This window comes from Gracilibacillus caseinilyticus, assembly GCF_022919115.1.
GTDB lineage: Bacteria > Bacillota > Bacilli > Bacillales > Amphibacillaceae > Gracilibacillus > Gracilibacillus caseinilyticus.
Genome location: NZ_CP095072.1, coordinates 2,043,800 through 2,057,741 on the forward strand (window position 1 = coordinate 2,043,800; position 13,942 = coordinate 2,057,741).

General features: G+C 40.1%; 10 protein-coding genes and 1 riboswitch. Of the genes, 9 read left to right on the forward strand and 1 reads right to left on the reverse strand.

Annotation, left to right across the window (positions count from 1 at the left end):
* Positions 1–460 precede the first annotated feature (460 nt).
* From MUN88_RS09710 to MUN88_RS09740, 7 genes are all read left to right on the forward strand, one after another.
* Positions 461–2,404: a hypothetical protein gene (locus MUN88_RS09710; protein ID WP_244723836.1), complete on the forward strand. Its 1,944-nt coding sequence runs from the start codon at positions 461–463 to the stop codon at positions 2,402–2,404.
* Between the two features lie 594 nt (positions 2,405–2,998).
* Entirely contained in the window at positions 2,999–3,994 is a 996-nt protein-coding gene (locus MUN88_RS09715; RefSeq protein WP_244723837.1) for a sugar-binding protein, read from the forward strand.
* The gene (locus MUN88_RS09720) at positions 3,991–5,439 is read left to right on the forward strand and encodes a sensor histidine kinase (protein WP_244723839.1); all 1,449 of its coding nucleotides are present in this window, start codon (positions 3,991–3,993) and stop codon (positions 5,437–5,439) included. Before MUN88_RS09715 ends, MUN88_RS09720 begins: the two co-directional genes overlap by 4 nt.
* A 35-nt stretch (positions 5,440–5,474) precedes the next feature.
* A complete protein-coding gene (locus tag MUN88_RS09725) occupies positions 5,475–6,791 on the forward strand; it encodes a response regulator (RefSeq protein WP_244723840.1) in 1,317 nt (438 codons plus the stop codon).
* Positions 6,792–6,896: 105 nt separating this feature from the next.
* A complete protein-coding gene (locus MUN88_RS09730) occupies positions 6,897–8,228 on the forward strand; it encodes an ABC transporter substrate-binding protein (protein ID WP_244723841.1) in 1,332 nt (443 codons plus the stop codon).
* 156 nt (positions 8,229–8,384) lie between these two features.
* A complete protein-coding gene (locus MUN88_RS09735) occupies positions 8,385–9,293 on the forward strand; it encodes a carbohydrate ABC transporter permease (RefSeq protein ID WP_244723842.1) in 909 nt (302 codons plus the stop codon).
* Positions 9,293–10,105 (forward strand): carbohydrate ABC transporter permease, encoded by an 813-nt coding sequence (locus tag MUN88_RS09740; RefSeq protein WP_244723844.1) that lies wholly within the window; start codon positions 9,293–9,295, stop codon positions 10,103–10,105. Before MUN88_RS09735 ends, MUN88_RS09740 begins: the two co-directional genes overlap by 1 nt.
* Before the next feature lie 417 nt (positions 10,106–10,522).
* On the opposite strand, the gene MUN88_RS09745 is transcribed toward MUN88_RS09740, so the two are convergent.
* Positions 10,523–10,663, reverse strand: a complete 141-nt coding sequence (locus tag MUN88_RS09745; protein WP_244723846.1) for a hypothetical protein — start codon at positions 10,661–10,663, stop codon at positions 10,523–10,525.
* A gap of 306 nt (positions 10,664–10,969) precedes the next feature.
* Between MUN88_RS09745 and MUN88_RS09750 the strand changes: the two genes are divergently transcribed.
* Both MUN88_RS09750 and MUN88_RS09755 read left to right on the forward strand, forming a co-directional pair.
* Positions 10,970–12,385, forward strand: a complete 1,416-nt coding sequence (locus tag MUN88_RS09750) for a catalase (RefSeq protein ID WP_244723848.1) — start codon at positions 10,970–10,972, stop codon at positions 12,383–12,385.
* A 541-nt stretch (positions 12,386–12,926) separates the two neighbouring features.
* Positions 12,927–13,026, forward strand: a riboswitch (cyclic di-GMP riboswitch).
* A gap of 119 nt (positions 13,027–13,145) precedes the next feature.
* Positions 13,146–13,775, forward strand: coding sequence for a response regulator transcription factor (locus tag MUN88_RS09755; protein WP_244723850.1), 630 nt, complete (start codon positions 13,146–13,148; stop codon positions 13,773–13,775).
* The last annotated feature ends 167 nt before the right edge of the window (positions 13,776–13,942 follow it).

Here is a 13,942-nt window from a genome sequence, read left to right on the forward strand (position 1 = left end):
TCCCCCTTATAGAACTAGCAATCCATATACAAAAACATAGACTAAACGTCGGAACTTTGCAACACAGTTAGTAAAATAATCGTGAACATTTCTACTTACCTATAGGTTACTATGTATAACAGATGTAATTAGAATAGAAGAATGTATCTACTTTTCAAAATATATCAATAAATCTATAATAGTTATGAACTATTGAAATTCCTTTTTTAGGGAAAATAATTATGAAAGGGGAGATGAAACAAAAAACATAATTTGAAAAAGGAGGGGTGAAATTTAATATTTTAAGGGTTTCATTGAAAAATGGATAGGTCGTTACCTCCCGATGTTTGGCCGCATAAGAGATAACGACTAACAGAAAGCGTTTTCTATTCTGTTTATACCATTTTATTATTTTTGAAATTCCTTATCAAGTTTTTTATCGTATTTTTTGCATTAAACTATAAAATGGGAGGATTTTCTAATGGTAAAAACAAATGTGGATTATAAAAAAAGTCATTTATTGAAATCTGGTTATATAAAATTTAATGAAGGGCTATTGAAACGTGCTATTTTCTCCGATCTTTTAGATGCGATGGAAGAGCTAAGGATAAAAAAGACAAAAGAAATAGCTCCTACAGATGATGAGTTTACTAAAAATACGCCATACGTTATTTCTGAATACTATAAACTCGAAGATTTTTACGAACAAATTCGAAATGAATTACTATTGTTGGTACAGGAATTTACAGATTTAGAAGTATTTCAAACACTTCTCCTTCATGAAATGAACAAGCTATTGGAACGAAAACAGGATTCCAGGATTTTATTGGATAATGTATATCAAATTCTGTCGTTGCTCAATCTTCACCTAGAAGCATGTACTGAAAATAACCCAAATCATTCTAGTAAACTATATGTAAAAGATGATAATTTCTATTTAGGAATAACACTAGAAACTGGAAATGCCAATAATCTGCCACCTCAAGAATTGTCAAACTCCCAATATTTAAATATAATTAGCCAGCTTATCACAGACTTGAGAAAAGCCAGCCGTTTGCCTTCTTACGAGGAAAGACTTGCAATTCGTTTAGCATATGTATTATTAGAAAAAGGCCACAGACCGGATGGGGCAATTATTCCATGGGGAAATACAGGCTTTCGTGATGTTCAAACATATGCCTCCATTACAGACCCCGGTATAGGGCATTTATATGGAACTGTAAAATCTAATCAAGATCTACAAGGTGTTATTGTTCACATTGAACACCTTGAAAGAGGAAGGTATCAGGATCGTGAATTAGTTGAACCGTATCGTATACCTAACTTCAATATTATTGGAAAAGTCAAATTGAATGTCGGAAACGATGCTCCTTCTTCGTCATATGTAGGTAGACCATTATTCGAAAGTGATTTTAAACCTTCTGCTGTGAAAACTGTTCATACATTGTCTGCAGCATGTTCAGCCATTTTTATGGATGGCTTAACGGAATGCAAATTAGCGATTGAAAATATGACTGCATCGGAAGCCATACAATTCCTGAAATATATGGCTGGTAATGTTAGAAGAGATCCACATACCCAAACATTAGCTGCTGCTTTTAACATCAATACGCCTATTTTAGATGATCGTGAAAAAACAATGAATGAAAATGATGGTAAACCAAAATTAATTACAGATCGATTTGAAATTGGCATGATAGGAATCGAAATAGTGCAAGAAGGTGGCTTTGAGAAAGTAACTTGGGATGGAACAGCTAATACGTATCCAAGTAAGTGTGTAATTGAGCAACTTAGCTTTGCTGAAGCATTAACATTGGTTCATAGAGCACATGAAAAGGGATTAATTACTTATTTCTCTGCAGGATTTAGATTCAATCACTTACCCCAGGTCATTTATACAGGAACTGATGGCATTGGGTTAGGTGGCGCACAAATTTTGCGTTATATGGACAAAAAAACCGGATATCATGGTCCTTTTAAAGAAGAGAACATTTCCAAAATAATTGAAATTAGAGAGAAGGTCACCAATGATACAAAAGGAAAAGCTGCCATTTTACTAAGTAGATTAGACCGTATGTACTTTGAAAAGTGTATTACTCCAGAAGATAATGAAAAACGGGAATTACTATTTTTACAATTAAGGGATAATCAAACAGACGAACTAGTGACAACAATCCAAGATTTAGCACATATCGAGTCACTACCTATTGATATTACTCATCCACTAGCTAGTTGGGCACAACGCTTAGTATTAGCGAATAGCACATGTATGGCTGCACAAAATTTCGATAGTGAAAACCAATGGAAGGATTTTGTTGATTATTTGCAATATGCTGTGGATAAACACGATTATGATCTATTGTCTGAACTTCTGTTCTCTATTCAGAATAAAAAAGTATTAACAAAAGAACCAGCGAATGTATAAATGTACCCATCTATTGATGAAGTCAAAAGTGAAGAGCACTAGCACTGCCAATATAGGGAAGAATAGGGACAAAGTGAAATGAAAGGAAATTCTCTAGAACCATCAGAACCTTCAACTATCACCAACACAAAATATAAAAACGGCATGATTTAACTATTGGAATGAGCCAACAAGAAATATACAATTTAATTGGCGAGTCAGGTGTGATGGGCTATGATGATGTGAATACTGAACCGATATTGCTCTATAATTTTGATTAAAACAAGACTATATGTATCCAATTCCGTTTTAAACGAGGACGGTAGTCAGTCAACTATCATTTATCAGAGAACGGATCAACCAAGAGAAACAGTAAGGAATAAGCAGAAAAAGGCACCCACTAGAGGTGTCTTTTTTTGTAGTAATGTAGAGAGAATTGGAGATTGTCGCAAAAATAGTCTAATGCCTTAATAGCAGATCAAGCTCCAAAGATTTGTCATATTAAATATATATCAGATTAATTTCAAGATAATATATTTATTATCTCACTCATCACACACAATAGACAAATAAAATGTAAATGCTTACAATGAAATAAGACAGGAGGCGATACCTATGAAATACCTAAAAAAAGGGAGTCTGCTCATACTGTTTTTAGTACCTTTTTCCCTAATGATTTACTATGGAAAGGAAACATTTTATATTGAAAGTGAAATGACGGCAGCGCATTCCTATGATTACCATTTTGTCCTGATTACAGAGGAAGTCGGCAATGATTATTGGCGACTGATTGAAAAAGGGGCAAAAGAAGCAGCCGCGAAGCATAATAGTTATTTAGAATATATTGGACCGAAAGTAACAGATACCGAGGAGCGGCTCGCCACGCTTGACCGCATGATAGCGGCGGGTGTTGATGGCATTATTACAAAAGGAATGAATGACGACACCTTTCAGGAACTGATTCAAAAAGCAGCCAACCGCAATATTCCGGTTGCGACGGTAGATACCGATAATGCCCAAAGTGGCCGTGCTTTCTATGTGGGGACCAACAATTATCAGGCCGGCTATTTGGCTGGAAAGAGGTTAATCGAAGAAACAGAAGGCCCGCAAAAGGTTGGCGTCATTATCGGATTGTCCTCTGCGCAAAATCAAGTCGAGCGGCTTAATGGCTTCCGGGATTCGATTAATGAATCCAACCGCATTGAACTGATTGACGTAGCAGAATCCCATATAACCGAGTTAGGTGCAGCGCAAGCGACCTATCAGTTACTGAAGGTTCATCCTGATATTACCGCTTTTTTTGGCACGAGTGCACTTGATGGCATCGGCATTGTCCAAGGGATCAAGGAGATGGAGCCGGTGCAGCGTCCTTACGTGATCGCGTTCGACATTTTACCAGAAACACTCGAAGAAATGGAAAAAGGGCACATTGACGCCACTGTTGCCCAGTATCCTGAAGAAATGGGGATACGAGCGGTTAACCTGATGTATCAATTGAAACAGCATCAGCACGTATCACCGATTTACTTTACCGATACAGGCATCGTAGATTCTTCCGATATCCATAATGGAGAATTGATCGCACCAATCGAAGCAGGTGAAGCACAATGAAGCAATGGTTCTATCATCATATCAGCGGACGGACGATTCAATCGAAGCTAACAGTTATTTTTGCCGTTATTATTCTATTATTTAATATTGTTACGATTTCCATTTACGTCAGCTCCAATCAACTAATGAAGCAATACCATGACAGCTTTACCTCTCTACTGAGGCTCAATACGATTTCACAAACAGCGATCGAATTGTCTGATGCGACCAAGGCTTATGTGCTGGAACGTGAACAGGCAGATCTGGCAGCTTATTACGACACGCGCAGCACACTGAAAGAGCAGGTCGAGCCGTTACTGACAGACAGTACACCGATTCAGTATAAAAACTATACAAATATGATTGACGCCTTAATCTACCAGTCGGAATTGACCGTTGGTTTCGTATTGCGTGACGACATCGAGCAATACACCGCACATATGAAAGAGGTGCAGAGCACGGCCAATTACATACAGGAAACAACCCTGGAATTATTGGATACATCTTTGACAGATTACCAGACGCTTTATGTAGATATGCAAGAGCGAAATCAAATGTTTAAATATTTTACGCTTTTCCTGCTGATCACGAGCATTATCTTTGGCGGGTACATCGCTATCCGTTTTGCACGTGGCATTCACCGCCCGGTCGAAAAATTATCAGAGGCAGCCAAAGAGGTATCGGATGGTCATTTTGATGGAGAGCTGATTCAAATTGATTCGAGTGATGAACTGCAATTGCTCGGTGATTCCTTTAACAACATGCGAACCAACATCCAGCAGTTGATCAAAGAAATCAAAGGTCAATCAGAGCAGGATATGTTAATGAAGGAACTGGAATTAAAGCACCTGCAAAATCAGATTCACCCGCATTTTTTGTTCAATACCTTAAATACAGTAGCGAAGATGGCTTATTTGGAGGATGCACCGTCAACATCGGATCTGATCGAATCCTTGGCCTCGATGATGCGTCACAGTCTCGGTGATTTACATAAATTTGTCCATCTCGAAGACGAACTGAAAATGGTACACGATTATGTCCATATTCAGCGGATGCGTTTTATGGAGCGGATCGAATTCGAAATGGAGCCATTAGCCGATCATCTGAATATCGTGATTCCACGCCTCACGCTGCAGCCAATTGTCGAGAATGCGTTTATTCACGGTCTCGAATCGTTGGAGCAAGGCGGCAAAATCAAGGTAAATATGATCGAAAAAGCGAACGAAATCTGGATGGAAGTAAAGGACAACGGAGTAGGCATTAGTGAGGAGGAGAAAGAGAGACTGCTTCAGATGAAGGATGAGGAGCACATTGGCCATGTCACTGGAATTGGACTTGCCAATGTCATCAAGCGATTACAGCTGTTTTATCAGGAAGAGCATGTAATGGAGATTGATTCAACCATTGGAAAAGGTACGACCATTCGTCTCATTTTGCCGAAGCAGCCATTAGTAACCGAACAGTAACAACAACGGAAACAGAAAAAAAAGGGGGAAGTGGCATGAGAATCGTGATAGCGGAAGACGAAATGCTCGAGCGCAAAGCGATGCGCAAATTTTTAGAAGAGCATTTTCACGATATGGAAGTAGTGGGGGAAGCGGTCAATGGACGGACAGCGATCGAGCTCGCCGAATCACTGATGCCCGATATTATGCTGATGGATATCAAGATGCCGGGACTGAACGGTCTCGAAGCGATGGAGAAGATTTATCTAGCCCATCCCATGATTAAATTTATTATGGTGACTGCTTATGATTCGTTTGATTATGCCAAACAGGCGATGAAGATAGGCGTGCGCGAATACATTCTGAAACCGAGCAAAAAGGGAGAAACGATCCGGGCGATCCGTCGTGTCGAATCCGAAATTAACAAAGAACGACAAATCATCGAGAGCAGACGCAGCCTTTTTCTTACAAAATTGATCCAGGGGGAAGATGCCGCGGAGCTGCAGCAAAGTCTTTTTCCAGATATGCAAAGTGGCTTCTTCTTTGTTATGAGTGAGCAAGTCGATCTGCCAGCGCCATACATCCAGTATCAGAAGATAGGCTTCTATCCATCACAGTCACAGCTCGACAATGCCACCGTGTTAAAAAAGATGCGCCAGCTCCAGCTCGAAACAGGTATCTATATCGGGATTGGTCATCCGTATTCACAATTGGAGCAGCTATCACATTCCTATTATGAAGCGAAACAAGCATTGCGCCGATTGACAGAGGCAGGGCAGAAGCAATATGGCTTTCCGCCGAAACAAATAGAAACGACGGATATCACACCATTTATGGCTGCACTTCATGAGGGAGATGAACAGCAGGTGTGGTCGCTGTTTGATGAGATTGCAGCGGAATTAGATATGGAAGCCTATTTCAAAATCAAACAAATGATCGAGCAGAAAGGCTGCCATTTTCCTGATATGGCAGTCGAGAACCTTTATTCCAAGGAGACGTGGCATGATTTCATTCATCTCGTCTGTCTGGAATTGCGTCATTATTACCATTCCAAGAACAAGATGGAGCGTGCCAGGCAATATATTGAAGATCATTATCATGAGCAGATCAGTCTGGAGGATGTCTCGTCCTACACCAATCTTAGCACTAATTATTTATCGAATTCCTTTCGGGAGGCGACCGGCACTACCTTCAGTGACTACCTGACTGAGATCCGGATTACCAAGGCAAAGGAAATGCTCCAGCAAAATCAGGCGACATTAAAACAAATCAGCTCGGATGTCGGCTATCGCGACCCGAACTATTTTAGCAGGGTATTCAAGAAACAAGTCGGCCTGTCCCCGAAGCAATATCAACAGCACATCTTAAAATAGTGAAGATTTTCGTAATATATTACAGAAATGGAATAACCAATCGTAAGCGTTTTCTCTATATAATCATAGTTGAAAGCGCTTCTATTATTTCAAGGGGGTAAAAACATGTTGAAAAAAAGTTTAGCGTTGCTTGCATTATTATGTTTAACGTTTGCGTTAGTCGCGTGTGGAGGAAATGAGGATGCTTCCAATGATGCTAGCGACACCACCGATGACAGTACATCCGAAGATACTTCATCAGACTCCGAAGAAGCATCTGGAGACGGTGGCAAAGTCGAAATCTTCAGCTGGTGGACTGGTGCAGGGGAAGAAGATGGTTTATTAGCACTTATTGATTTATTCGAGGAAAAGCATCCAGATATAGAAGTAGAGAATGCGGCGGTTGCCGGTGGAGCAGGTACCAATGCCAAAGCGGTTCTTGCTGCGCGTATGCAAGGGAATGATCCGCCATCCACTTTCCAGGTTCACGGTGGTGCCGAATTGAATGAAAGCTGGGTAGCAGCAGACATGATGCAACCATTAAACGATTTCTATGAAGAACAAGGCTTAATGGATAAATTCCCACAGGACTTAATCGACATGGTAAGTAAAGACGGCAATATTTATTCCGTTCCCGTCAATATTCACCGTGGCAACGTCATTTTCTACAACAAAGCAGTATTTGAGGAAAATGGCATTGAAGTACCAACAACTATCGACGAATTTATCAACGTCCTAAGTCAGCTCCAAGACGCAGGTGTCACACCTTTAGCACTAGGGGATAAAGAAGCATGGACAGCAACCCAAATCTTCGAGAACCTACTATTAGCATCACTAGGTCCAGATGATTACCGCGCTTTATTCGCAGGCGAAATCGGCTTCGATGACGAACGCGTCCGCGAAGCAGCAGAAAATTTCAAAACGATCTTAGGCTATATCAACGACGACCACGCCTCTCGTAACTGGCAAGATGCTTCCCAATTAGTTGGAGAAGGAGAAGCAGCGATGACGAATATGGGAGACTGGGCAAAAGGGTACTTCAACAACGATCTTGAGCTCGAAACAAATGTCGACTTCGGCTACTTCGCCTTCCCAGGTACAACCGAAGACTTCATGGTCATCACCGATACATTCGGTCTGCCACAAGGCGTAGAGAATCCAGATCAAGTGAAAGAATTCTTATCCGTACTAGGCTCTGTAGAAGGGCAAGACGCCTTCAATCCATTAAAAGGCTCGATCCCTGCACGAGTGGACGCAGACAAATCCAAATACGATGAATATGGCACCGACACGATGGAAGACTTCCAAAACAACAACCTGACACCAAGTCTGGCTCACGGCTCCGCCGCAGCAGAAGGTTTCCTGACCAAAGTCAACCAAGAAGTCAACATCTTCGTCACCCAGCAAAACGTCGACCAATTCATCGAAAAACTACAACAAGCAGCAGGAGACCTATAAAATCAATGGCTCGCGCTAGCGCGAGCCATCGTTATGAAGAAGTGGGAGTCGCGGATAAAGTGTGAGAGTCGCGAATAAATCCATCCGCCACATGACAAAGCAGCACCACATAGCAAACAAGAACGAAAAAGAAAACAATGATGGGAGGACAATCCAATGAGAATCACGAAAGATCAGCTTATGGCATTATTATTCCTGACGCCATCTTTTATCCTCATCCTGATATTTGTGTATGGCTTTATCGGCTGGACCGGATGGGTGTCGCTCAGTAACTGGAACTCGCTGATGCCGGATCTATCCTTTGCTGGTTTGAAAAATTATATCTATCTATTTGGCGATTACCGATTCCAGGCGGATTTACGGAACACCGTCTTTTTTACGATTTTATTTATTGGATTGGTTATTTTAGTCGGATTAACATTAGCGATCCTGCTCGACCAAACCAAAAAAATGAATGCACTTTTCCGCAATATTTTTCTATTCCCGATGGCTCTTTCCTTCGTTGTCACTGGTGTCGTATGGCAATGGCTATTGAATCCATCTACCGGATATAACCAATTCTTAAAATTATTTGGAATGGAACCACTCTGGTATACCGACACCAATATATTGGCTGGCTTCCAGTGGGGCAGTATCGAATTCGGTCTACCTGTAGCCATCATCTCCGTCGTGCTCGCTGCGGTATGGCAGATGACAGGCTTCTCACTTGCGATGTATGTCGCTGGACTGACCGGCATACCGGATGAGCTGAGAGAAGCGGCCCGAATCGATGGAGCGTCCGAACTGCAAATTTATCGCAAAGTGATTTTGCCGATGCTGACGCCGATTACGATGAGTGTCATCATTATCATGGCCCATATTTCATTGAAAATATTTGATCTGATTTATGCGATGACCGGTTCCGGTGCCAATTTCGTAACCGATGTGCCCGGTGTCTATATGTTCGAGACGACCTTCCGTGGTAACTATTATGCTAACGGGGCAGCGATCGCCATTATCATGTTATTACTTGTCGCCGTCTTTATCGTACCGTATTTGATCAACTCCAGAAGGGGGGCATCCTAATGGTCATAAAAAAAGTCAGCAAATATGCAGTCTTGTGCGTCGTCGCGCTCTTTTTCCTGACACCTGTATACGTCATGCTGATCACAAGTGTCAAGCCAATCGATGAAGTGTCGTTATCGGAAATGTGGACCTTGCCATCTACGCTGGACTTTACCAGCTACAGTGAAGCATTCTCCAAGCTGGCGCCAAATTTCTTAAACAGTTTATATTTGGTCATTCCAGCGACATTAATATCCGCAATCTTAGGTGCCATGAATGGCTATGTCTTGTCCAAATGGCGATTCAAAGGTTCTGAAGTTATTTTCACGATGATCTTATTCGGGATGTTTATTCCGTATCAAAGTATCCTGATTCCATTAATCCAATTCTTGAATTCGATCGGTCTCTATAATTCCATTTACGGTCTGATCTTCACACATGTCGTTTACGGCTTACCGATTACAACATTGATGTTCCGCAATTTCTATGCGAACATTCCGGATTCAATGGTAGAAGCAGCACAAGTGGATGGCGCAAGCTTTCTCGGTATTTTCCGACGAGTCATCCTGCCATTATCGATTACCGGATTCGTCGTGGTAGCGATCTGGCAATTCACGAACATCTGGAATGAATTCCTCTTCGCTGTCACGATTACCAACAATGATGCCCAGCCTGTCATGGTGGCATTGCAGAACTTATCCGGCAGTCAAATCGTCCAGTGGAACGTGCAGATGGCAGGTGCCTTGCTCGCCGCCATGCCGACTTTATTAGTCTATATTTTATTAGGGAAGTACTTTGTCCGTGGTTTATTAGCAGGCTCGGTCAAAGGATAAACATGGATCAGCTCTTGATCCATGTTTTCTTGTATACAAAGAAGGAGAGCGGATAAAGACTGTCAGAAATGAAATATGTTTGAATACCACTCCCGGAGACCACTTCGCTTCCTAAAAGGGTATACATGGTTGATTCTAATAAATAACCTAATGCCTATCACCACTGCTATTAGCTGTACCTAACGATGTAGCACTCCCTTAAGCGTAGGAAATATGCGGTTACTAATAACACAGGTCGTGTCCGAAAATCCCACTGGAAAAGGTTTTTCTTTCTAAAGAAGCACTCCTAAAATACAAATAAGGGTGTCTTCAGTGAGAGTTATAATTTTAATGTGAAACATCTCCCACTGACAACACCGCATGAAACAACTACATATTATAGGACATTGCTTCGATATGTTACTCTTTTTCTATTTCCTATTCCTCCTGATTTTGTTCTTCAGAAGGCTCTTCGGTTGGATCTGGTTCTTGTTCATCATTACCATTTCCGCACCCGACTAATAAGGAAGTGGAAAGAATGGCGGTAAATACACCAAATGCTAATTTCTTAAATTTCATTATGCTCACCTCATTTCAATAATTTGTTTGCTTATTATTTCAAATTTATTCTTAAATATGCATGGATTCTAACAGGGGATCGTCAGATTTAATCGGTTAGATTGCGATAATTCCAGCTTTCTGATGGACTCATAATTGTCACAGCTTTAGATAATCGGCTTCCTATGTCTACCAGCTATTGGGTGGTACCCCTTGAAAATTCTTTTCATCATGCTTAATACGGAACGATTTATCTTGTTGTTATATGTATTAAGTTCCTATCATACTCTTTAAAGAAATAAGTCTGAAAAGGATGGTGGGGAATTTATGAGTAATAAGGATACAAATCTGCAAAATAACCATACTTCACGGAATCCTTCCAAGCAAACGCAATCTTCAGCAAGGACCTATAAATGGAATATAGACCTGCCAGCTAAGCTTCACTCGCAAACAGTAGGCAAACGAGGGCCAATTGTCAAACAAGACAGTATAGAACATGAAACATTACAGACATTTATCCACGAGAAGATTACAGAAAGGCCAGTGCATGTGAAGGGATGGGGTGCTTTTGGTTACTTTGAAACCATATATTCTATGACTAATTATACGTCTCTTTCATTTTTACAAGAACCAGGAACGCAGGTGCCGGTATTTGTAAGATTTTCACTTGCTGTTAGTACAAAAGGAACACCAGATACATCCAGAAATGTGCGGGGTTTTTCAACCAAATTTTATGCAGAAGAAGGCATTTTTGATCTTATGTGCAATCATATACCAGTATTTTCGGTACGTGACACGATTCGCTTCCCTGAAGCGATTAAGGCATTTCTTCCATCATCCAAAAACAACTTAATCGATCCGACCCGTTACTGGAACTTCGTTGCGAGAGCACCAGAGTCATTATTATTCACACTACTTGTGTACTCTAATCTCGGTACAGTTAAAAGTTTGCGACATATACCAGGCTATAGTGTGAATACATATGTTTGGAAAAACGCAAAAGGAAAGCGATATTATGTCAAGTATGTTTGGTCACCAATGGCAGGGCAACAGTATATTCGTAATGATGAAGCAGTGAAATTAGCAGGGGAAAACCCGGATATTGCCGGTCAGGATTTATATGATACGATTGAAAAAGGAGAACCTGTGGAATATGGATTGTATGTCCAGGTGATGGATCCAGATCAAGCAACTAACCTCCCGTACGACCCATTAGATGATACGAAGATTTGGGATCAGCAACAATTTCCGTTTCATCCTGTCGGTCGTATGGTGTTAAACAAAAATCCGGATAACTACATGGAGCAAGTAGAAAAGGCTGCCTTCTCCCCATCGAATTTATTGGAGGGGGCTGAGCTATCCGATGATAAAATGTTACAAGGTCGTGCAAATATATATTGGGATTCTCAACGTTATCGTATTGGTCCGGATTTCCGAAATGTACCAGTAAACAAAGAGGCAGATTGGTGGCCAGGTGATTTAGTTACTAGCGGTAATGATCGATTTGTAGAAGGTACACTTCAACGATCTGACATTGAAAAACAGAATGATTTTACACAAGCAGGACTTTTTTTTGAATCACTTTCCCAGAAAGAACAAGGAGATTTGATTGAAAATATAGCAGATGGATTGGCTACAGTTTCCTCAGACGTATTGGATATTATATACCAATATATGCAACATGCATCCGGTGATTTAGCAGGGAAACTGAAAAAAGCTGTGACGAAGAAAAAAGAGAAATAGAGCATACCAATCTGATGTGTCTACATTTGATTAAGTAAGAACTTCGTCCGTTGATAGGTTAAGTACAAGGATAAACATGGGTCAACTATAGATCCATGTTTTTTGTATCAACTAACAAATTTATACGATTCGTCAAAATCCAACAATAATACAATTTATTCGCTATTGAAAACCTACTAATCTATTCGGTATAATAAAAAAACATTGAATTCAAGATAAATGGATGAACAAACCTTATAAAAAAAGGATGATCATGTATGGTCTTACAATCGCTTCTGATTATATTTTTACTATCTGCCTCCTTGTATCTTTCCTACATAACCAGCCGAAAAAGATAACTATCCCCAAACCCTCTCTTTCTATCAATGTCAAAAACAGATCATTTTCGACAGAACTCAGCAATTTCATATAGTTCATTCAGCCTTTATAAATGGATTTTTCTTCAATTTACCATGTCATTTGATTCATTTTCGCTATTAGAATATTATGGTTATTGCAATTAAACTAGGAAAACGGTATGATAGACATAGATAATTAAAGTATTTGATAAAGGCAAACTGCTCGAAAGGGTAGGACGCAAAGCCTAGGGTCTACGGGTTTTTAATTCGACATCTTATACCTATGATCGCCTGGTTACCTAAAATTACACTAATCGGATACGTGTGTGTGACGAAGAAAGTTTTTGTCATTTTAGGCTATTTCTGTGCTTTTTTTCAGGAATAGTCATTTTTTTTGGGAATAAAAAAGAGGAGGTAAAAACATGCGAATTGCAATTGTGAAAGAAGCTTCTATTTATCGCGAGGGTTTGGTAGGGGTGCTTTCGACGGAATTCAAGAACTATGATGTAATCGCAGTGGAACCGAAACAACAGGAGAAATTACGTGACTATATCATTGATTTGTTAATCATTGATATCGATACGAAAAATGACATAATGTCACTTGTTGAAAAATATGTGGAAAATAACAAGAAAATCATCATCTGGACGGAGAATCCACATCACAATAATCTAACCGAACTGTTCAAAATGAATTTACACGGCTATTTCTTTAATGGAATGGAAAAAGAAGAACTGATTGATGCCATTGATAAAATCGTTGCAGGGAATCATTATATTCACCAGGATCTTGCACCTGTCCTATTAGGGGATTATCGCCAAATTTATAATCGTAAAGAGTCAAGACCAGTTGGCGTCTTTACCAATCGCGAGTGGGAAGTCATGGAGCTCTTAACGAAAGGTTACAGTAATCAGCGGATCAGTCAAAAACTCTATATCACCGATAAGACAGTTAAAAATCATATTAGTTCCATCTTACGCAAATTGGAAGTGCCGGACAGAACGAATGCTGTTATAACGGCATTTCGTAATGAATGGTTTCATGTATCATAAGTAAGTGAGAAGCCTGTGTCACTAAGTGCACAGGCTTATTTTTGTGTATTTATACAATTTATGTATGAATTTTACATAAAAGATGAGAATTTATATGTCATAAAAAATACTATTATGTTATAATTTCGAATATAGTGTGTCTTGGACAGCAGCAGTCAGAAATACAT